Annotated in this window: 15 protein-coding genes; 3 read left to right on the forward strand and 12 right to left on the reverse strand. The window is 71.6% G+C overall.

What is annotated here, in order from left to right:
- Positions 1 to 2: 2 nt before the first annotated feature.
- Positions 3 to 1,112 (reverse strand): PfkB family carbohydrate kinase, encoded by a 1,110-nt coding sequence (locus V6N00_RS01005; protein ID WP_334230225.1) that lies wholly within the window; start codon positions 1,110 to 1,112, stop codon positions 3 to 5.
- A 71-nt stretch (positions 1,113 to 1,183) separates the two neighbouring features.
- Between V6N00_RS01005 and V6N00_RS01010 the strand changes: the two genes are divergently transcribed.
- On the forward strand, positions 1,184 to 2,584 hold the full coding sequence (locus tag V6N00_RS01010; protein ID WP_334230226.1) for a family 4 glycosyl hydrolase: 1,401 nt from the start codon (positions 1,184 to 1,186) through the stop codon (positions 2,582 to 2,584).
- Between the two features lie 43 nt (positions 2,585 to 2,627).
- On the opposite strand, the gene V6N00_RS01015 is transcribed toward V6N00_RS01010, so the two are convergent.
- From V6N00_RS01015 to V6N00_RS01025, 3 genes are read right to left on the reverse strand one after another with little or no spacing between them, the layout of a single operon-like run.
- The gene (locus V6N00_RS01015) at positions 2,628 to 3,998 is read right to left on the reverse strand and encodes an ABC transporter substrate-binding protein (RefSeq protein ID WP_334230227.1); all 1,371 of its coding nucleotides are present in this window, start codon (positions 3,996 to 3,998) and stop codon (positions 2,628 to 2,630) included.
- A gap of 20 nt (positions 3,999 to 4,018) precedes the next feature.
- Positions 4,019 to 4,924, reverse strand: a complete 906-nt coding sequence (locus V6N00_RS01020) for a carbohydrate ABC transporter permease (RefSeq protein ID WP_334230228.1) — start codon at positions 4,922 to 4,924, stop codon at positions 4,019 to 4,021.
- On the reverse strand, positions 4,911 to 5,780 hold the full coding sequence (locus V6N00_RS01025) for a carbohydrate ABC transporter permease (protein ID WP_334230229.1): 870 nt from the start codon (positions 5,778 to 5,780) through the stop codon (positions 4,911 to 4,913). The genes V6N00_RS01020 and V6N00_RS01025 overlap by 14 nt, the downstream gene beginning before the upstream one ends.
- A 145-nt stretch (positions 5,781 to 5,925) precedes the next feature.
- Here V6N00_RS01025 and V6N00_RS01030 point away from each other — a divergent pair, with 145 nt between their 5' ends.
- A complete protein-coding gene (locus V6N00_RS01030) occupies positions 5,926 to 7,131 on the forward strand; it encodes a glycosyltransferase (RefSeq protein WP_334230230.1) in 1,206 nt (401 codons plus the stop codon).
- Here V6N00_RS01030 and V6N00_RS01035 read toward each other — a convergent pair.
- The 8 genes from V6N00_RS01035 to glmS form a co-directional block, all read right to left on the reverse strand.
- Complete coding sequence (locus V6N00_RS01035) at positions 7,118 to 8,191, reverse strand: inositol-3-phosphate synthase (RefSeq protein ID WP_334230231.1); 1,074 nt, start codon at positions 8,189 to 8,191, stop codon at positions 7,118 to 7,120. The two genes, V6N00_RS01030 and V6N00_RS01035, sit on opposite strands and share 14 nt — an antisense overlap.
- Before the next feature lie 155 nt (positions 8,192 to 8,346).
- Positions 8,347 to 9,384 carry an L-glyceraldehyde 3-phosphate reductase gene (gene mgrA / locus V6N00_RS01040; RefSeq protein ID WP_334230232.1) on the reverse strand — a complete coding sequence of 346 codons (1,038 nt, stop codon included), beginning with the start codon at positions 9,382 to 9,384 and terminating at the stop codon, positions 8,347 to 8,349.
- Between the two features lie 268 nt (positions 9,385 to 9,652).
- Positions 9,653 to 11,452 (reverse strand): malto-oligosyltrehalose trehalohydrolase, encoded by a 1,800-nt coding sequence (gene treZ / locus V6N00_RS01045; protein WP_334230233.1) that lies wholly within the window; start codon positions 11,450 to 11,452, stop codon positions 9,653 to 9,655.
- On the reverse strand, positions 11,449 to 13,758 hold the full coding sequence (treY, locus tag V6N00_RS01050) for a malto-oligosyltrehalose synthase (RefSeq protein ID WP_334230234.1): 2,310 nt from the start codon (positions 13,756 to 13,758) through the stop codon (positions 11,449 to 11,451). Before treY ends, treZ begins: the two co-directional genes overlap by 4 nt.
- A gap of 86 nt (positions 13,759 to 13,844) precedes the next feature.
- Positions 13,845 to 16,028 carry a glycogen debranching protein GlgX gene (glgX, locus tag V6N00_RS01055; RefSeq protein ID WP_334230235.1) on the reverse strand — a complete coding sequence of 728 codons (2,184 nt, stop codon included), beginning with the start codon at positions 16,026 to 16,028 and terminating at the stop codon, positions 13,845 to 13,847.
- 84 nt (positions 16,029 to 16,112) lie between these two features.
- Positions 16,113 to 17,705 carry a bifunctional ADP-dependent NAD(P)H-hydrate dehydratase/NAD(P)H-hydrate epimerase gene (locus tag V6N00_RS01060; RefSeq protein ID WP_334230236.1) on the reverse strand — a complete coding sequence of 531 codons (1,593 nt, stop codon included), beginning with the start codon at positions 17,703 to 17,705 and terminating at the stop codon, positions 16,113 to 16,115.
- Positions 17,706 to 17,763: 58 nt separating this feature from the next.
- The gene (locus tag V6N00_RS01065) at positions 17,764 to 18,120 is read right to left on the reverse strand and encodes a holo-ACP synthase (protein ID WP_334230237.1); all 357 of its coding nucleotides are present in this window, start codon (positions 18,118 to 18,120) and stop codon (positions 17,764 to 17,766) included.
- Between the two features lie 19 nt (positions 18,121 to 18,139).
- Positions 18,140 to 20,023 (reverse strand): glutamine--fructose-6-phosphate transaminase (isomerizing), encoded by a 1,884-nt coding sequence (gene glmS, locus V6N00_RS01070; protein ID WP_334230238.1) that lies wholly within the window; start codon positions 20,021 to 20,023, stop codon positions 18,140 to 18,142.
- 230 nt (positions 20,024 to 20,253) lie between these two features.
- On the opposite strand from glmS, the gene coaA reads away from it, so the two are divergent.
- Complete coding sequence (gene coaA / locus V6N00_RS01075; RefSeq protein WP_416385018.1) at positions 20,254 to 21,171, forward strand: type I pantothenate kinase; 918 nt, start codon at positions 20,254 to 20,256, stop codon at positions 21,169 to 21,171.
- Positions 21,172 to 21,368: the final 197 nt, after the last annotated feature.

The following is a 21,368-nucleotide window of genomic DNA, read 5'->3' on the forward strand; positions in this document are numbered from 1 at the left end:
TGTCAGGCGTCGGAGAGGCGGCCGATCGTCGCGGTCGCCCGGCGCACCGCCCCGGTGGGGACGTCGGCGATGAGGTCCTCGAGGAACCGGTAGCGGCGCAGCCAGTGCCGGCTCACCCCGGGCCGTTCCTCGGCCACCCCGTGCCACCAGTCCGCGATGTCGCCCCAGCCCGGGGCGGCGAGCGAACCGCCCACCTGCTGCACGGACAGCGACGCGCACAGGTTGGCGAAGCCGAGCCGGTCCGCGAGGGACCAGCCGGCCAGGGTGCCGACGAGGAAGGCGGCGCTGAAGCTGTCCCCCGCCCCCGTGGGGTCCCACGCGGTGACGGGAAGGGCGGGTGCCCACTCCTCCTCCCCCGTGATCGCGTCGATCGCCAGCGCTCCCCGGGACCCGTGGGTGACGACGGCGATCGGCACCCGGTCCGCGAGTGCGTACAGCGCGGCCCACGGGTCGTCGGTGCGGGTCAGGGCCATCGCCTCGGTGGCGTTGGGAAGGAAGGCGTGGAAGTGCCGGAGGTTCTCCAGGACCTCCGGGGACCAGGCACCCGTGGGATCCCAGCCGACGTGCCCGAACAGCGGGGTCCCGGCGCCGGCGGCGGCGAGCGCCCACGGCTCGACGGTCTCCCGGACCGGCACCATGGCCGCCCGCGCGGCGGGCGGGTCGCCCATCAGCTCCGAGTCCGGCACCGGGCCCGGGTGCCCGTGGCTGATCATCGACCGGTCGCGGTTGACCGAGAGCGACACCGTGACCGGGGAGTGCCAGTGCGGGAAGCGGCGCGACCGGGAGAGGTCGACGTGCTCCTGACCGGACAGGATGTCCCACGTGAACTCGCCGTACCCGTCGTCGCCGAACGCGGCCGCGAGCGAGGTGTGCAGCCCGAGACGGCTGGCGGCGATGGCCTGGTTGGCCACCCCGCCGGGGCTGGTGCCCATGCCGTCCGCCCATACCTCGGTGCCGTCGGCGGGCGGGCCGCCGAGGCCGGTGAAGATGATGTCGGTGAACACCCAGCCCGTCAGCAGCAGGTCGAACGGGGGTGTGGCGTCCCCCTCGGCGGCACGAATCCGGGCGAGTGGGTCGAAGCGGCGCGCGTCCCCGCCTGCGCCCGGGTTCACGGACGGTCTCGCTCGAGCGCGGCCCAGGTCATGCACCGCAGGCTACGGCAGGGTGCGGCACAATACGAGCCATGCGGCTGACCATCCTCGGCGGCGGCGGTTTCCGCGTCCCGCTCGTCCACCGGGCGCTGACCCGGGGCCGGTTCGCGGGCCTCGTGAACCATCTCGTCCTGCACGACGTCGACGAGATGCGCCTCGCGGGGATCGCCGCGGTCCTGGCCGACGGGTCCGCCCGGGACGGCGCGCCCGCGGCAGCGGGCCCGACCGTGACGACGACGACCGACCTGACCGCGGCGCTGACGGGCGCCGACGTCGTCTTCGCAGCCCTGCGGCCCGGCGGCACGCACGGTCGGGTGCTCGACGAGCGGATCGCGATGGCGCACGGCCTGCTCGGCCAGGAGACCGTCGGCGCGGGCGGCCTGAGCTACGCCCTGCGCTCGGTGCCGGTGATGCGCCAGATCGCAGCGACACTGGCCGAGATCGCTCCGGACGCCTGGCTGATCGACTTCACCAACCCGGCCGGCATCGTCACCGAGGCTCTGGCCCCCTCGCTGGGCAATCGGGTGATCGGCATCTGCGACTCCCCCATCGGGCTCGTCCGGCGCGCCGCGACCGCCGCCGGCCTGCACCTGGCTGGCGGCGCAACGGGCCCCGGTTCCCTGGCCGGGGTCGACTACCTGGGCATCAACCACCTGGGCTGGGTGCGCGGGCTGCGGGACCCGGCCGGGGGCGACGACGCCGCCGACCGGCTGCCCGCCCTGCTGGCCGACCCGGACGCACTGTTCTCATTCGAGGAGGGCCGCGTCTTCGGGCCGGAGCTGCTCGGCGTGCTCGGCGCCGTGCCGAACGAGTACCTGTTCTACTACTACTTCGCGCGGGAGGCCGTCACGGCCCTGGCCGGCTCCCGGCAGACCCGGGGTGAGAGCATCGAGGCCGCCCAGCGGGACCTGTACCCGGCGCTGACCACGGCGCCGGACCCGGCCGCCCGGTGGGAAGCCGCCCGGCGCGCCCGCGAGGAGGGCTACCTCGCCGAGGCCCGCACCGAGGGCGAGGACCGCGACGAGGCGGACCTGGCCGGCGGCGGCTACGAGCAGGTGGCCCTTTCCGCGATGGCCGCGCTGCTCACGGACGAGCCGGCCGAATTGATCGTCAACGTCCGCAACGACGCCGCGGGCAGCCCCGCGGTGACGGGTCTGCCCGCGGACGCCGTCGTCGAGGTCCCCTGCCGGGTCGACGGCCGGGGCGCGGTCCCCCTGCGCACCGGGGCCGACCCCACGGTCCACCAGCTGGGTCTGCTCGCGACGGTCAAGGCCGTCGAGCGGGAGGTCGTGGCGGCGGTGACCCACGGGGACCGGGACGCGGCGCTGCGCGCGTTCGCCCTGCACCCACTGATCGACTCGGCGCACGTCGCGCGCCGGGTCCTGGCGGACTACGAGGCGGCGTTCCCAGACCTGCCCCGGCTGTGGCCCTGAGCAGGACCGGCACGGAGCCGGTGCCGATCAGCACCGTCGTCGATCAGCCCTGGCCGGCGGCCTTGTTCGCGGCGGCCTCGGCGGCGTCCAGCCCCGAGCCGACGTCACGCCGGCCGAGGAAGATCTCGTTGAAGATCGGGTGGAACGCAGCCTGCGCGGCCTGGAACTTCGCGTTCGACGGCGCCTGGATGACGTCGCCCTCCGCGGCCTTCGCGAACGGGGTCGGGTCCACGTTCTTGGTCTTCCAGTAGGCGTTGAACGCCGACTGGGCGGGCTTGACCGCCGGCAGCGCGGCGCCGTCGGCCCCGATGAACTGGGAGCCCTCGGCGGAGCCGAGCCACTGCAGCACCTTGGTCGTGGCGTCCTGGTGGGCGCTCTTGGCGTTGCCGACCGCGACCACGGAGTTGACCACCGACACCGCGCCCTTGGCGCCGGCCGGCAGCGGGGCGATGCCCCAGTCGAAGGTCGCACCGTCGGAGACGTTCTTCAGGTTGTACAGGCCGGACTGGAACAGCGCCATCTTGCCCTGGAGGAACTGATCGCGGGCGAAGTCGCCGTTGTCGTTGGTGTTCGCCGCGGACGGGGCCACCTTGTCCTTGGTGATGAGGTCGACGATGTACTGGAACGCCGCGGTGCTCTCGTCGGAGGCGAAGGCGAACTTGTCGCCGTCCTCGAACTTCCCGCCGTTGGAGCCGATGAAGTTGTAGTAGATCGCCTGCAGGTCCTGGGAGGCGTTGTAGCCCCACTGGGTCACGTGGTTGCCGTCGAAGCCGGGCTGGTCGGCGGTCTTGCCGCTCGCGTCCTTCGTCAGCTTCTTCGTGGCCGCGACGAGGGTGTCCTTCGACGCATCGGGATTCCACGTCAGCTTCGAGACGTCGACGCCGGCCTGCTGGACGAGCTTCTTGTTGTAGTACACCGCGATGCCGCCGTCGGTCAGCTGGGGGACGCCCCACAGCTTGTCCTTGTACGTGTACTGCTGCACGGACGAGTCGACCCAGTCCTTCTTCTCGCTGTCGAACGAGGAGCCGATCTCCATCAGGTTCCCGCTGTCGGCGTAGGCCTTGAAGTTGGAGGCGTTCATCAGGCTGATGTCGTCGGCGTTGCCGCCGGAGACGTCGGCCCGCAGCTTGTCCCAGTAGTTCGCCCACGGCACGAGCACCGTCTTGACGGTGATGTCGGGGTTCTTCGCGGAGAACTCCTTGAACGACGCGTCGTAGGCCTTCTGGACCTGGTTGTCCCAGAGGCGGACGGTGACGGTGACCTTCTGGCCGGAGGCGCCGGAGGACGCGTTGCCGCTGCCGCCGCCGTTGCCCGCGGCCGGGGAGCACCCGGTGAGGACGAGGACGGTGGCGGCCGCGATGGCGGTGAAGCCGCTGAGTGCACCGGCGAACCGGGAGCGTGGAGAGAGGGCCATGGGACGACCTTTCGGGAGGATCAGCGGAAGCCCGTGATCGCGATGGAGGAGATGATGTGCCGCTGGAAGATCGCGTAGAGGATCAGCAGCGGTGCCATGGCAATGGTCGTGGCCGCCATGACCAGCGTCCAGTTGCCGTTGTACTGCGTCTGCAGGTTCGAGGTCGCCACGGTGAGGGTCTGCCAGGTGGGGCCGGTCGTGATGATGAGCGGCCACAGGAAGTTGTTCCAGTGCGTGACGACGGTGATGATCGCCAGCGTCGCCAGGATGCCGCGGGAGAGCGGGACGACGATGGAGAACAGGATGCGCACCGTGCCCGCGCCGTCGAGCCTCGCGGCGTCGATGATGTCCTGCGGGATGGAGCGGAAGTACTCCCGGAGCAGGAAGATGGCGTACGGGGAGCCGAAGAGGAACGGCAGCACGAGCGCCCAGAAGGTGTTGCGCAGCCCGATCTGGCTGAACAGCGTGTAGAGCGGAATGACGGTGACGACCTGCGGGATCATCAGCGTCGCCAGATACACCCAGAACACGCCCTCGCGGAACGGGAAGGCGACGCGGGCGAAGGCGTAGGCGGCGAGCACCGAGAACAGCAGCTGCCCGACGAGGACGAGCACCACCACCTGCGCGGTGACGGCGATGGGGGCGATGAAGCTGTAGTCGGCGTTGAACAGCGCGGTGAAGTTCTCGAACGTCACCGGGGCCGGCAGGGCGAGCGCGGACTGGCTGGCGAACTGCCGCGGCGTCTTCAGCGCCGTCATGACGCTGAGCACGAACGGGCCGACGGTGACGAGGAAGCCCGCGATCAGCACCGCGTAGGTGGCCGCCACGCCGGCAGCGCTGCCGCGACGGACGGGCCGGTTCCGCTCGATCGGGTCGGTGCCGCGGGCCGGCGGCGGCAGGGTCGCGAGCCGTTCAGGAGAGGTCATAGGTGATCCTCGAGCGGAAGTAGCGCTGCTGGGCGAGCGTGATGACGACGAGGACGAGGAAGAGCAGCAGCGCCATGACCGAGGCCCGGCCGAGGTCGGAGGAGCCGCGGAAGGCCTCGTCGTAGATCCGGGTGGCGATGACGTCCGTCGTCCCCTCCGGGCCGCCGCCGGGAGTGAGCGCGTAGATCTGGTCGAAGGCCTGGAAGCTGGCGATCACCCCGGTCACGAGGACGAAGAACATGGTGGGGCGCAGCAGCGGCAGCTTGACCCGCCAGAAGATCTGCCACGCGCTGGCACCGTCGACGCGGGCCGCGTCGATCAGGGTGGCCGGGATCGCGGCGAGCCCGGCCATGAAGAACAGGGTCACGTACCCCACCTGGGACCAGATGCTCACGGCGGCCACGGCGGGCAGGGCCAGGACCGGGCTGGAGAGCCACTCGACGTAGACGCCGGTGATGGCGTTCAGCGCGCCGTCGGACGGGGAGAAGATCCACCGCCACACGACACCGAGGGCCAGCGGCGCGCACATCCACGGGATGACGTAGATGACGCGCAGGAAGGCCGAGCCGGGCAGGCCGCGGGACAGCAGGGTGGCCAGCAGCAGGCCGAGCGCCGTCTGCACCGGGATGACGAGCAGGACGAACAGCACGGAGATCAGGGCCGAACGCCCGAACGTGGGATCCGTCAGGACCGAGACCCAGTTGTCCAGCCCGACGAACTGCGGCGGGAAGAGCAGGTCCCACTGCTGGGTGCTGAGCCAGACGACGACGCCGATCGGCAGGAGCAGGAAGGCGAGGATCCCGATCAGGCTGGGGGCGAGCAGCGCGTACCCGGTCGCCGTCTCCCGTCGCGCCATCGAACCTCCTCCGAACCTCCGGCACGGTCCGACCAGCTGGTCAGCGTGCTGTGCCCGTCCTCATGACGGCCGTGATCGCAGGATAGTCCGCGCCCCCGACGATGGAAGAATGTCCGTGACCCCGCCCCGCATTCCCAGGAGAACCGTGACCGCTTCCGCCCGCGTGGGCATGGTGTGCCTGCACACCTGTCCCTTCGAGCAGCCCGGCGCCGGGGACGCGGGCGGGATGAACGTGTACGTCCGGCAGCTCTCCCGCGCGCTGGTGCGGCGCGGCTGGAGCGTGCACATCACGACGATCGGCACGCTGGGCCGGGTCGAGGTGGAGCCGGGGATCGTGGTGGACCACGTCGACGTCGGGGTACCCCGGACGAAGGACGCCCTCGCGGCGGCCCTGCCGGCGGTCGTCGAGAACCTGAGCGCCCGCGCCGCGGACGACGTCGACGTCCTGCACGCCCACTACTGGCTCTCCGGTGTGGCGGGGCTGCGCCTGGCCGCCGATCACGGCGTGCCGCTCGTGCACACGATGCACACGATGGCACTGGTCAAGAACGCCCACCGGGGTCCGTCGCAACGTCCCGAGCCGGAGCAGCGGGTGGACGCGGAACGGCGGATCGCCGCCCAGGCGGACCGGCTGCTGGCCAACGGGGCGAGCGAGGCCGCGGACCTGGCCCGGTACTACGGCGCGGACCCGGCGCGGATCGACGTCGTGCCGCCCGGCGTGGATCTGAACGTGTTCCGCCCGGAGGGGCCGGCCGAAGAACGGTCGACCCAGCAGCCGTCACCCGGCCGGTTGCGGGTCGTGCTGGCGGGCCGGATGCAGCGCCACAAGGGTCCGCAGGTGCTCCTGCAGGCGGTCGCGCGGCTGCGCGCCGAACGCCCGGACGTCGGCCTGGACGTGCGGGTCATCGGCGCCGCGAGCGGCCGGGACCTGGATCTGCCGGCGCTCGTGGACGAACTCGGGCTCGCGGACACGGTGCGGCTCGAGCCGCCGGTGCCACCGCGCCGGCTCGCCGCGGCCTTCCGCGCCGCCGACGTCGTCGTCATGCCCTCGGCGCACGAGTCGTTCGGGCTCGTGGCGCTGGAGGCGCAGGCGTGCGGCACCCCCGTCGTCGCGACCGACGCCGGGGGGCTCGCGGAGGCCGTGCAGGACGGGGAGACGGGCCTGCTGGTACCGGGCCGGGACCCCGCGGACTGGGCGGCCGCGATCGCCCGGCTGCACGACGACCCGACGCTGCGGACCGCGCTGGCGACGAGGGCCGCCGTGCATGCCCGGGCCTTCACCTGGGATCGCACGGCGGCCCTCACCGAGGACGCCTACCGGAAGACGCTCGACGGCCTCAGCCGCGGATGAACTCCTCGACCGCGGCGCGGCCGGCCTCGTCCGGCAGCTGCTGCGGCGGGGACTTCATGAAGTAGGTGGACGCCGCCATCACGGGGCCACCCTCGCCACGGTCCTTGGCGATCTTCGCGGCGCGCACGGCGTCGATGATGACGCCGGCGGAGTTCGGGGAGTCCCACACCTCGAGCTTGTACTCGATCGAGACGGGCACGTCGCCGAAGTTGCGGCCCTCGATGCGCACGAACGCCCACTTGCGGTCGTCGAGCCACTGCACGTAGTCGCTGGGGCCGATGTGCACGTCCCGCTCGGCGAGCTCGGCGTCGATGTTCGACGTGACGGCGCGGGTCTTGGAGATCTTCTTGGACTGCAGCCGCTCCCGCTCGAGCATGTTCTTGAAGTCCATGTTGCCGCCGACGTTGAGCTGGTAGGTGCGGTCGACGGTGACGCCGCGCTCCTCGAACAGCCGGGCCAGGGACCGGTGGGTGATGGTCGCACCGATCTGGCTCTTGATGTCGTCGCCGACGATCGGGACGCCCGCGTCGCGGAACTTCTGCGCCCACTCCTCGGTCGAGGCGATGAACACGGGCAGCGCGTTGACGAAAGCGACCTTCGCGTCGATCGCGGCCTGCGCGTAGAACTTGGCCGCCTCCTCGGAACCGACCGGCAGGTAGCAGACGAGCACGTCGACCTTCTCGTCCGTGAGGACCTTGACGACGTCGACCGGCTCGCGCGGCGACTCGTCGATGGTCTCGCGGTAGTACTTGCCGAGCCCGTCCAGGGTGGGGCCGCGCTGCACCTCGACGCCGCTGGTGGGCACGTCGCAGATCTTGATGGTGTTGTTCTGCGAGGCCTCGATGGCCTCGGCCAGGTCCTTGCCGACCTTGACGTCGTCGACGTCGAACGCGGCGACGAACTCGAGGTCGCCGACGTGGTAGTCGCCGAACTGGACGTGCATCAGGCCGGGGACGGACTCGGCCGGATCGGCGTCGCGGTAGTAGTGCACGCCCTGCACCAGGGAGGACGCGCAGTTGCCGACGCCGGCGATGGCCACGCGGATGGGTTGACGGGGCACGGACAGGACTCCTTCGATGGAACGGATCGCCGGGGTCCCCGTGGGGCCCCGGCCACCCGTCCACTGTAGTCAGCGCACACGGTCCCGCCGCACGCCGGGCCACCCCGAGGCACCCGGGTGTGACCCGGATCACGGGGCGGGACCGCGGCTGGCAATCAGCGGGCCATGCCCCAGATGTTGATGCCGGCGTCGACGGCGTGCCGGTCGATCCGGTTCAGCTGGTCGTCGCTGAACTCGAGGTCACTCAGGGCGGCGAGGCTGTCGTGGAGCTGGTCGACGCTGGAGGCCCCGATGAGGGCGCTCGTCACGGTCCGCTGGCCCTGGTCGCGCAGCACCCAGGCGATCGCCATCTGGGCGAGGGACTGGCCCCGCTCGCCGGCGAGGTCGTTGAGCGCCCGCACGTGCTTGAGGGTGTCGGGAGTCAACCAGTCCGGGTTGAGCGACTTGCCGGCCGCGGCCCGCGAGCCGGCGGGAACGCCGTCGAGGTACTTGTCGGTCAGCATGCCCTGGGCCAGCGGGGAGAAGGCGATCGAGCCGACGCCCTCGTCGCCGAGCACGTCGAGCAGGGAGGTCTCGCCGTCCTCGACCCAGCGGTTGAGCAGGGAGTAGGAGGGCTGGTGGATGACGAGTGGAGTGCCGAGGTCGTTCAGGATGCGGACCGCCTGGAGGGTCTGCTCGGCCGTGTAGGAGGAGATGCCCGCGTAGAGGGCCTTGCCGGAGCGCACGGCGGAGTCCAGGGCGCCGAGGGTCTCCTCCATCGGGGTGTCCGGGTCCGGGCGGTGGCTGTAGAAGATGTCGACGTGGTCCAGGCCCATCCGGGACAGGGAGGCGTCCAGGCTCTGCAGGAGGTACTTGCGGGAGCCCCACTCGCCGTAGGGTCCGGGCTGCATGCGGTAGCCGGCCTTCGTGGAGATGACCAGTTCCTCGCGGTAGGAGGCGAAGTCCTCGGCGAGGATGCGGCCGGCGTTGATCTCCGCGCTGCCCGCGGGCGGGCCGTAGTTGTTGGCCAGGTCGAAGTGGGTGATCCCGGCGTCGAAGGCGGCGTGCAGGATGTCCCGCTGGGTCTGCAGCGGCTTGTCGTCACCGAAGTTGTGCCACAGCCCGAGGCTGATCGCGGGCAGCTTCAGGCCGGAGCGGCCCAGCCGCCGGTAGGGCATCGTCTCGTAACGGTTCTCGGAAGCGGAGTACACCATGGCCTCATCGTGCCACGGGGCTCCGACGGTTCCGGTCTCGCGGGAGTCACGGCCGACGACGCATGAACGGTGCCGGGCCGCCACCACGCCGAGTGGACCGACAAGGCGTCACCGGCGCGCTGGAAACGACATCGTCCGTCCACTCGACGACCCCGCCTCGCCGAGTGGACGGACAACGCGTCGAACACCGCGTCGGAACGACATCGTCCGTCCACTCGACGACGATCGAGCCGCCCGTCCGGGGCCAGAACCCGTGCGCTCGGCGACCTCAGACGCTCGCGCGGAGCACCACGGCGGACGACGCCGGCATCTGCGCATCCCCGTACACGAAGTCACCCTCGACCGTGTTCAGCAGCACCGCGTCGACGCTGCCCACCGGCACCGCCCGCGGCGAGTCGGACAGGTTGACCGCCACGACCACGTCGCCCGCGCCCGCGAGCCCGGTCCGCCGCAGCACGATCCACTGCTCGTCCTCGGAGACGTCGACCGAGATCGAGCGGAAGTCCGGCTGCGTGAGCTCCGGGGTGGCGTGCCGCAGGGCGATCAGCGACCGGTACAGCGCCAGCAGCCGCGCGTGGTCGCCCGACGCCACCTCCGCCCAGTCAAGCTTCGAGTTCGAGAACGTGTTCGGGTCCTGCGGATCGGGCACCGTCGCCTCGTCCCAGCCCATCTTCCCGAACTCGCCGATCCGGCCCTTCGAGACGGCCTCGCCGAGCTCCTTCTCGGGGTGGGCGGTGAAGAACTGCCACGGCGTCGACGCGCCCCACTCCTCCCCCATGAACAGCATCGGCGTGAACGGCGCCATCAGGTTCAGCACCGCCGCGACGGCGAGCCGGTCGTAGGGCAGCGTCGCCGAGAGCCGGTCGCCGGCGGCCCGGTTGCCCACCTGGTCGTGGTTCTGGATGCACGTGACCAGTCGCCACGTCGGCGTCGTGAACGGGTCGATCGGCCGGCCGTGGTGCCGTCCTCGGAACGTCGAGAGCGTCCCGTCGTGGAAGAAGCCCCCGCGCAGCACCTTGGCGAGCGACGAGAGCGGCGCGAAGTCGGCGTAGTAGCCGACGGTCTCCCCTGTCACCGCGGTGTGCACGGCGTGGTGGAAGTCGTCGCTCCACTGACCGGCGCAGCCGAGGCCGTTGGCCGCCCGCGGCGTGATCATCCGCGGGTCGTTCAGGTCCGACTCGGCGACCGCGAACAGCGGACGCCCCGTCGCCGCCCCGATCTCGTCGACCACCCGGTTGATCTCCTCGAGCAGGTGCACCGCCCGCCGGTCCTCGAGCGCGTGGACGGCGTCGAGCCGGAGCCCGTCGACGTGGTAGTCGCCCAGCCACATCGCGACGTTGTCGAGGATGTAGGCCCGCACCTCGTCGGAGTCGGCCCCGTCGAGGTTGATCGAGTCGCCCCACGGGTTGACCGCCGAGGAGTGGAGGTACGGACCGAACCGGCCCAGGTAGTTCCCGGACGGCCCGAGGTGGTTGTAGACGACGTCCTGGACGACGGCGAGCCCGCGCGCGTGCGCCGCGTCGACGAAGCGCTGGTAGGCCGCCGGACCGCCGTACACCTCGGCCACTGTGAACCAGGCGACCCCGTCGTAGCCCCAGTTGTGCTCGCCGTTGAAGCCGTTGACGGGCAGCAGCTCGATCGCGTCGACGCCGAGCTCGACCAGGTGGTCCAGCCGCTCGATCGCCGCGTCGAGGGTGCCCTCGGGGGTGAAGGTGCCCAGGTGCAGCTCGTAGAGCACCGAACCGGCCAGCTGCCGGCCCGTCCAGGTGGCGTCCGTCCACGCGTGCGACGACGTGTCGACGGTGCGGGAGAGCCCGTGCACCCCGTCCGGCTGGCGGCGGGACCGCGGGTCCGGCAGCGGCGTCGTGTCGTCGTCGAGCAGGTAGCCGTAGTCGACCTCGCCTTCGGGCACGTCGGCGGGCGCGAGCGTCCACCATCCGGAAGTCCCGGAGTCCGAAGCAGAGGCGTCCGGAACCGACGCGCGGTGCATCGGCAGGTCACGCCCGGCGGCACGCAGGGTGACACGCTTGGCGGCGGGTGCCCAGACGTCGAAACGGGTGCGGCTCATGCGTGATCTCCTCCGGTGGGCAGCAGCAGGGCGACGCCGAGGTCGCCGACGATGTCAGCGACGCGCACCTGCCCGGCCGCGACCTCCCGGCCGGTGAGCGCGTCGACGGTGGGGACGGCCAGCGAGAGCACCGTCTCGCCGAGCCCGCCGCGGGCCGCCAGCCCGACGGGCAGGCGGGTGGCCACGGTGACGGCGCCGGGACGGTCGCCGCCGCGGTCGAAGGCGACGACGTGCCCTGCGGCCGGTCCACTCACGGAGAGCGGGCGATATCCGGCGAACAGTTCGGGCCGGTCCCGGCGAGCGTGCAGGGCGGCCCGCACGACGTGCAGCTTCGCGACCCCGACGGGACCGATCTCCGGCTGCGGGTCGAACTCGAGCTCCGCGAGCGCCGTGGTCCGCGACGCGTAGTCGACCGGCCGGCGGTTGTCGGGGTCGACGAGCGAGAAGTCCCAGAACTCCGTGCCTTGATAGACGTCCGGGACGCCGGGGATGGTCAGCTGGATCAGCTTCGCCGCGAGCGCGTTCCGGTAACCGGGCCCCTCGATGGCGCCGACGAGGTCCTCGATGACGCGCGTGACCTCGCGCCGGTCGTGCACGGCGTCGACGGCGGCCGTCAGCGCCGCCTCGAAGTCCTTGTCCTGGTCCGTCCACGTCGTGCTCGTGCCGGCCTCGCGGGCCGCCTTGAGCGCGTAGTCCGTGAGCCGTTCGCGGCTGATCGGCCAGGCGCCGACGGTGGCCTGCCACACGAGGTTCGCGACCGGCGCGTCCGGGATCGGGGCGAGCTCCTGCAGCTGCGCGAAGGTGCGGGCCCACCGGTCCGGCAGCTCGGAGAGCACGGAGATCCGGGCGCGGGTGTCCTCGCTGCGCTTGGTGTCGTGCGTGGTCAGGGCGTTCATCGCCAGCGGCCACGCCTGCGCCCGCTCGGCCATCTTCGCGTGGAACGCGTCGACGCCCACGCTGAAGATCGACGGGTCGGCCCCGACCTCGGTCAGCGACGTCAGGCGCGTGTACCGGTAGAACGCGGTGTCCTCGACGCCCTTGGCCATGACCATGCCCGAGGTCTGCTGGAACCGGCGCGCGACCGGCTGGCTCTCGTCCTCGAGCAGCCCGACAAGTACGTCGACGGCATCGGCGAGGTCGGGCCGGTGGTCGACCGCCAGGTGCGCGGCCTCGTGCAGGTGGGCCGCCCCGTCCTCGGGCAGGTAACTGCGGTAGACGGGGAAGCAGGCGAGCAGCTCGGCCATCGCGTCCTGCGCGAGCGCGGGGTCGAGCCCGGCGTCCGCGGGCAGTTCCCGCGTCAGTCGCAGGGTCTCGGCCAGCAGGGTGCGGTCGGCGAAGTCCCGCTTGGTGCCGTGGATCAGCTCGGCCCAGTCGACGGCGCCGGTGACGGCATCGAGGCCGGTCTCCCCGACGGGGTCGGTGAAGAGCCGGTCGACGTCGGCGAGCGCGTCGTACCCGGTGGTGCCGGCGGTCGCCCAGCCCGACGGCAGCCGCTCCCCCGGCTCGAGGATCTTCTCCACCAGCACGTAGACCCCACCGGTGGCGTCGGCCAGGTCGTCGAGGTAGCCCGCGGGGTCGCGCAGCCCGTCCGGGTGGTCGATGCGCAACCCGTCCACGAGGCCCTCGTCCACCCAGCGGCGGATCTCGGCGTGGGAGGCGTCGAACACCTCGGCGTCCTCGACGCGCACACCGGCCAGGGTGGAGACGGAGAAGAAGCGCCGGTAGTTCAGTTCGGCGTCACCCCGACGCCAGTCGGCGAGCTCGTAGTGCTGCCGGCCGTGCACGGTCGCCGCGTCGGCGCCGTCGTCCGCGGTGCCCGCCGCGACCGGGAACCGGTGGTCGTAGTAGGCCAGCTGCCCGTCGACGAGTTCGAGCTGGTCGACGTCGTCGGCCGAGCCGAGCACAGGCAGCAGGATCCGCCCGCTGTTCGCGGCCCAGTCGATGTCGAAGGCACGCGCGTACGGGGAGGCCTGGCCCTCGGCGAGGACCGACCACCACCAGGGGTTGTCGGCCGGGGTGGCGACGCCCTGGTGGTTGGGGACGATGTCGACGAGCACGCCCATCCCCGCGTCGTGCGCGGCCGTGGCGAGGGCAGCGAGGGCTTCCGCGCCACCGCGGGACTCGTCCACGGTGGTCGGGTCCGTCACGTCGTACCCGTGCGTGGACCCCTTCTCCGCGGTGAGGATCGGCGAGAGGTAGATCCAGTCGACGCCGAGCTGGGCCAGGTACTCCAGCTGTGCGGTCGCGTCCGTGAGGGTGTACCCCTCGTGGATCTGCAGGCGGTAGGTGGAGCGCGGAGTTCTCATGGCCTCACGATCGGTCGGGGCACGGGTACGGGAGGGGTCGAACGTGGAGGGGGCCGGTCCGCCCCGGAGGACGGACCGGCCCGCGGTCAGGAGTCGGCTTCGGTCGCGCTCTGGGTGAGCACGGCCAACGACGCGGCGACGGAGTGGTCGGGCTCGACCTCCGGCTCCACGAAGGCCTTCAGCACGATCATCGAGCGCTCGGCGACGACGAAGTCCCCACCGGCCTCGTGCACAATGTCCTCCTCGGCGGAGCCGGCGGTGTCGATCATCTCCGCCCACTTCTCCCCGAGCTCCGCCGGCGGCAGCCGGAAGCTGGCCGGTTCGGGGCTGGAGTTGAAGTAGAGCAGGAAGTTGTCGTCCGTGATCTCGTGGCCCATGCTGTCCACGCCCTGGATGCCGTCGCCGTTCAGCCACATCCCGAAGGAGCGGCTCAGCCCGTTGTCCCAGTCCGAGGGCACCATGCGGGTGCCGTCGGAGTTGAGCCAGGCGATGTCCGGCAGGGACGCCTTCTCGCCCGGCTCCACCGGCCGGCCGTCGAAGAAGTACCGGCGGCGGAAGGTCGGGTGGTCGGCGCGCAGCTTGTTGACGGCGGCGGTGAACTCGACCAGCGGCAGGTCGGCCTTGTCCCAGTGCACCCAGGTCAGCTCGGAGTCCTGGCAGTACGTGTTGTTGTTGCCCTGCTGGGTACGGCCGAGCTCGTCGCCGTGCAGGATCATCGGGACGCCCTGCGAGAGCAGCAGCGTCGCGATGAAGTTGCGCTGCTGCCGGGCCCGCAGCGCGAGCACCTTCTCGTCGTCGGTCTCCCCCTCGATCCCGGAGTTCCAGGACCGGTTGTGGGATTCGCCGTCGTTGTTGTCCTCGCCGTTGGCGTCGTTGTGCTTCTCGTTGTAGGAGACGAGGTCGCGCAGCGTGAAGCCGTCGTGGGCGGTGACGAAGTTGATGGACGCGACCGGGCGGCGGGCGGACCGCTCGTACAGGTCGGCCGAGCCGCTGAGCCGGGACGCGAACTCGCCGAGCGTGGAGGGCTCGCCCCGCCAGAAGTCGCGCACCGTGTCGCGGTACTTGCCGTTCCACTCGGTCCACTGCGGCGGGAAGTTGCCCACCTGGTAGCCGCCGGGGCCGATGTCCCACGGCTCGGCGATCAGCTTGACCTGCGAGACGACCGGGTCCTGCTGAATGAGCTCGAAGAACGTCGAGAGCTTGTCGACGTCGTAGAACTCGCGGGCCAGCGTCGAGGCGAGGTCGAAGCGGAAGCCGTCGACGTGCATCTCGGTGACCCAGTACCGCAGGGAGTCCATGAGCAGCTGCAGGGAGTGCGGGTGGCGCACGTTCAGCGAGTTGCCGGTACCGGTGTAGTCCATGTAGTACCGCTTGTCGTCGTCCACGAGGCGGTAGTACGCGGGGTTGTCGATGCCCTTGAAGGACAGGACGGGGCCCATGTGGTTGCCCTCGGCGGTGTGGTTGTAGACCACGTCGAGGATGACCTCGATGCCCGCGCGGTGCATCGATCGGACCATCGCCTTGAACTCCTGCACCTGGGCGCCCTCGTCGCCGGTGGAGCAGTACGTGTTCTGCGGCGCGAAGAAGCCGATGGTGTTGTAGCCCCAGTAGTTCGACAAGCCCTTGTCCAGCAGCGTGGAGTCGTTGACGAACTGGTGCACCGGCATCAGCTCGATCGCGGTGACACCGAGCTTCTGCAGGTGGGCGATGACCGAGGGGTGGGCGACGCCGGCGTACGTGCCGCGCTGCTCCTCCGGGACCTCGGGGTGCAGGGCGGTCAGGCCCTTGACGTGCGCCTCGTAGATGACCGACTTCGGGTAGGGGATGCGCGGGAGACGGTCCCCGTCCCAGTCGAAGAAGGGATTGATGACGACGCCGTGCATCATGTGCGCGGCCGAGTCGTCGTCGTTCACCGAGTCCGGGTCACCGAAATGGTAGGGGAACAGGGACTCGTCCCAGTCGATCTCCCCGGCCACGGCCTTGGCGTAGGGGTCGAGCAGCAGCTTGTTGACGTTGCAGCGCAGACCCTGCGAGGGATCATTGGGACCCTCGATGCGGTAGCCGTACCGCTGTCCGGGCTGGATGTGCGGCAGGTAGCAGTGCCAGACGTAGCCGTCGACCTCCCGCAGCTCGACGCGCTCCTCGGTACCCTCGGCGTCGATCAGGCAGAGGATCACCTTCTCGGCGACCTCGCTGAACAGGGCGAAGTTGGTGCCTGTGCCGTCGTAGGTGGCACCCAGCGGGTAGGGATTCCCGGGCCAGACTTCCATGCACACTCCAGTGTCGAGAGGAATCGGTATCAGTGCTTATGATACCGGGCCGCGGGGTGACGGGTTGACCGATGGGGTCCGGCCTCAGCCCGCCAGCACGGCGCGGACGGCGGGGGCGGTGGCGTCGATCACGGCGGTCGCGTGCAGCGGGCCGCCGGCGCCGGTCCCGGCCGGGTCGTGCGCGGCCAGTCGACCGGCGCGGCCGTGGATCGCGGCGGCGACGGCGGCCGCGGCCGCCCAGCGGGTGTCCCCGCCGAGGCCGAGACGTTCGGCCGGCTCCGGGTGCTCGGCGACGCCGGCGAGCACGGCGCCGAGGATGCCGGCCAGCACGTCGCCGCTGCCCGCGGTGGACAGCCACGGCGTCGCGTCGGCCTGGCTGAACACCGCCCCGTCCGGGCCGGCCACGAGCGTCGTCGCCCCCTTGAGCAGCACGGTGCAGCCGGTGATGCGGGCGGCGAGGCGCGCGTGGTGCAGCGGCCGGGCCTCGACGTCGGCACGCTCGACCTGCTCACCCGACGCGGCCAGGCGGTCGGTCAGCAGGCGCGCGAGTTCGCCCGCGTGTGGGGTGAGCACGAGGTGGGCGGCTCCGGCGTCCGGCAGCACGCTCATCCCGCCGGCGTCGACCACGGCGGGCGTGCCGTCCGCGACGGCGGCCGCGAGCGCGGCGCGCACCCGGTCGAGCTGTCCGTCGTCGTCGTTGGTCCCGGGACCCGCGAGCCACGCCTGGACGTGCACGTCGCCGGGCTGCTGCTCGCTGCACACCGCGTCGGGGGTGCGCGCGTTGATGAGGGTCCCGACGGAGGACGGACCGAGGTAGCGGACCATGCCGACGCCGGCGGCGGCCGCGGCGGCGGTGGTGAGCAGGGCGGCGCCGGGGTACTGGGGCGAGCCGGCGATGACGCCGAGCACCCCGCGGCTGTACTTCTGTGCGCTGCGGGCGGGGGTCGGCCACAGGGCGCGCAGGTCCGCGGGCTGCAGGCGGCGCACGTCCGGCTCGGGCAGGGCGTCCTCGATGCCGATCGGCACCACGGTCAGCGCGCCGGACGCCGTCTCGCCGACCCCGGCGAGATGCCCGGACTTGGCACCGCCGAAGGTCGCCGTCGCGTCGGCGGTCACGTGGGCAGCTTCGGCTTCCCCCGTGTCGGCGTCGACCCCGGACGGGATGTCGCACGCGAGCACGGCGACGGTGCCGTCGCGGCGGAGGTCCTCCAGATGGGCCGCCAGTCCCGCGGCGGGCTCGCGCAGGCCGCCGGAGCCGCCCGTGCCGAGGATGCCGTCGATGACGAGGTCGGCGTCGGCGAGCAGGCGGCGGGCGGCCGCGTCGCCGTCGGTGGAGGACGAATCCTCGTCAGCGAGCCGGACGACGGTCCCGCCGGCCACGCGCAGAGCGGCCAGGCCCGCCTCGTGGGCGCGGCCGGCGGTCAGGATCGCGGACGGTTTCAGCCCCCGTCGGGCCAGCAGGGCCGCGGCCCACAGGGCGTCACCGCCGTTGTTGCCCGAGCCGGCCACGGCCACGACGCGTGCCCCGTAGCGGGGCCGGTTCCGGGAATCGAGCAGGGCCAGCGCGGTGCCGGCCAGGCCGTGGGCCGCCCGGCGCATCAGGGCGTCCCCCTCGCCGGCGTCGAGCCACGGTTGCTCAGCGGCGCGGATCTGCGCGCCGGTCCAGGCCTCGAGCATGATCGATCCCTTTCGTGCGGGCGTGGGCCGCCGGCGGTGTCGGCGCCTGCGGGCGGCCTCAGTCGCCCTCGGCGATGACCATGCCGGTGGCGATGTCACCGTCGTGGCTGATGGACACGTGCCAGCGGTCGATACCGCGCTCCCGGGCGACCGCCGCGACGCTGTCGCACAGGCGCAGATGCGGGGCGCCGGCCTCGTCGGTCTCGACCCAGCAGTGCTGCCAGTTCATCCCGGCGGGCGCGCCGAGTGCCTTGGCCGTGGCCTCCTTGACCGCGAACCGGGCCGCGAGAGAACGCACGTGCAGACCCCGTTCGGACGGCACGAAGAGCCGCCCGACCAGCCGCGGCGTGCGGGCCAGCTGCGCGGCGAACCGTTCGACGGCCACCACGTCCACCCCGATGCCGCGGATGCCCATCCCGGTCTCCTCGGCGGCTCTACTCGACCGTGACCGACTTGGCGAGGTTGCGAGGCTGGTCCACGTCGTAGCCCTTGGAGTCCGCGAGCTCGCACGCGAACAGCTGCAGCGGCACGGTGGTCAGCAGCGGGGCGAGCAGCACCGGCGTCTGTGGCACCCGGATCACCTCGTTCGCGTACGGGACGACCGCGTCGTCGCCCTCCTCCGCGATCACGATGGTGATGGCGCCGCGGGCGCGGACCTCCTGGATGTTGGAGACGACCTTGGCGTGCAGCGAGTCCCGGCCGCGCGGGGACGGGACGATCACGAACACCGGCTGCCCCTCCTCCACGAGGGCGATCGGGCCGTGCTTGAGCTCGCCGGCGGCGAAGCCCTCCGCGTGGATGTAGGCGATCTCCTTGAGCTTGAGCGCACCCTCGAGGGCCACCGGGTAGCCCACGTGGCGGCCGAGGAACAGCACCGACTCCGCCGTCGACATGCGCCGGGCGAGGTCCTTGACCTCGTCGGCCGCGTCGAGCACGGACTGGATCTTGGCGGGCACCTCCTGCAGCTCCCGCAGCACGTCGCGGACCTCGTCGGCGAACTTGGTGCCCCGCAGCTGCGCGAGGTAGAGGCCGAGCAGGTAGGCCGCGGCGATCTGGGAGAGGAACGCCTTGGTGGAGGCGACGGCGATCTCGGGGCCGGCGTGCGTGTAGATCACGGCGTCGGACTCGCGCGGGATCGTCGAGCCGTTGGTGTTGCAGATGGAGACGACCTTCGCGCCCTGCTCGCGGGCGTGCCGGACGGCCATCAGGGTGTCCATCGTCTCGCCGGACTGGGAGAACGCGACGACCAGGGTCTTCTCGTTGACGATCGGGTCCCGGTAGCGGAACTCGTGGGCGAGCTCGACCTCGGTGGGGATGCGGCACCAGTGCTCGATGGCGTACTTGGCGACCTGCCCCGCGTAGGCGGCGGTCCCGCAGGCGACGACGACGATCTTGTCGACGGCCCGCAGGATCGACTCGTCGATGCGCAGTTCGTCGAGCATGAGGTTGCCGTGCTGGTCGAGGCGGCCCATCAGGGTCTGCTCGACGGCGGAGGGCTGCTCGTTGATCTCCTTGAGCATGAAGGAGGAGTAACCGTCCTTCTCCGCGGCGGCGGCGTCCCAGTCGACCCGGTACTCGGTGCCCTCGGCCGGATTGCCGTGGAAGTCGGTGATCTCCATCGCCTCGGGAGTGATGGTGACGATCTGGTCCTGCCCGAGCTCGACGGCGCGACGGGTGTAGTCGATGAAACCCGAGACGTCGGAGCCGAGGAAGTTCTCGCCGTCACCGAGGCCGACGACGAGCGGGGAACTGCGGCGCGCGGCGACGACGACGTCGGCGGCATCCGCGTGCACGGCGAGCAGGGTGAAGGCGCCCTCGAGGCGCTGGCAGGCACGCTGCATGGCGACGGTGAGGCGCTGGCCCGGGTCGGCGACCTCGTCCGCGAGGGAGCGGTAGATGGTCGCGAGGAGGGCCGCGGCGACCTCGGTGTCCGTCTCGGAGAGGAACACGTGGCCGGAGTCGAGCAGCTCGCTCTTCAGCTCGGCGAAGTTCTCGATGATGCCGTTGTGGATGACGGCGAGGCGTCCCCCGTCGGCCAGGTGCGGGTGGGCGTTCTGGTCGGTCGGGCCGCCGTGGGTCGCCCAGCGGGTGTGGCCGATGCCGGTCACGGCGTCGGGCAGCGGCGCCTTCTCGATCTCCTCCACGAGGTTCGAGAGCTTGCCGGACTTCTTCCGGGAGTCGATGGCCCCGTTGACGACGACGGCGACGCCCGCCGAGTCGTAGCCGCGGTACTCGAGACGGCGCAGGCCCTCGAGCACGACGTTCAGGGCGGTGTGGGCGTGCCCGGGACGCCCGACGTATCCAACGATTCCACACATGCCTGCCAGCCTACCGGGGCGCCGCGGCCCTCCGGGCACGGCACGGCGGGCGACGCAGTGACGTGCGCCGCAGTCGGTCACCGGCGTGTCCGCCACCCACGCCGGGCGCGGCCAAGTGGACTCCCCTCCCACCTGCGGGCAGAATCGAGACGATGAGCGTGGAGCCCCCGGGCCTGGTCCCGACCCTGTCCCCCCGTGCCCCGTCGACGGAGCACGGGGTGAGTCCGTTCATCGAACTCGACCGGACGACGTGGGCGCGCCTGTCCACGGAGATCGACTCCCCGCTGAACCAGGCGGACATCGACCGACTGCGCGGCACGGGCGATCCCCTGGACCTGGAGGAGATCCGGGACGTCTACCTGCCCCTCTCTCGCCTGCTCAACCTCTACGTCGAGGCCGCCGGGCACACCCACAACGTCACGACGACGTTCCTCGGCGAGCGCACGCACCGCACACCGTTCGTCATCGCCGTGGCCGGGTCGGTGGCCGTCGGCAAGTCGACCATCGCCCGCGTGCTGCGGGAGATGCTCCGCCGCTGGCCGAGCACCCCGGACGTCCAGCTCGTCACCACGGACGGGTTCCTGCTGCCCAACGCCGAACTCGAGCGCCGGGGCCTGATGGAGCGCAAGGGCTTCCCCGAGTCCTACGACCAGCGGGCGCTGCTGCGCTTCGTGGCCGAGGTCAAGAGCGGCGCCGAGGAGGTCCGCGCCCCCTGGTACTCGCACCTCGTGTACGACATCGTGCCGGACCGGGAGATCGTGGTCCGGCGTCCGGACGTGCTGATCGTCGAGGGCCTGAACGTGCTGCAGCCGGCGCGGCGGCACCGCGACGGGCGCGTCGGGCTCACGCTGAGCGACTACTTCGACTTCTCCCTCTACGTGGACGCGCGCACCGCCGACATCGAGAACTGGTACATCCAGCGCTTCCGGCAGCTGCGCTCCTCGGCGTTCGCCGACCCGCAGTCCTACTTCCGCCGGTTCGCGACCCTCTCGGACAGCGAGGCGGAGGCCACCGCCCGCGGCTACTGGCGGGGCATCAACGAGCCCAACCTGATCCAGAACGTCCTGCCGACCCGCGGCCGGGCCCAGCTCGTGCTGAGCAAGGACGTCGACCACTCGGTCCGCCGGGTCCTGTTGCGGAAGACCTGACGTGTTCCGGGCGGTGGGCTCGACCTTGGTGGTGACCGCGACGATGACCGCGGCCCTGCTACTCAGCGCGTGCGACCGGCCCTCCCCGAGCCCCACGCCGAGCCCGCCGTCGACAACGTCACCGGCGCCGACGTCGTCGACGGGAGACTCGGAATCCGCTCCCGGCACGACCGCCACCGATCCGGAAGCGTCGACCA

It is taken from the genome of Tersicoccus mangrovi, assembly GCF_036881825.1.
Classification (GTDB): Bacteria; Actinomycetota; Actinomycetes; order Actinomycetales; family Micrococcaceae; genus Tersicoccus; species Tersicoccus mangrovi.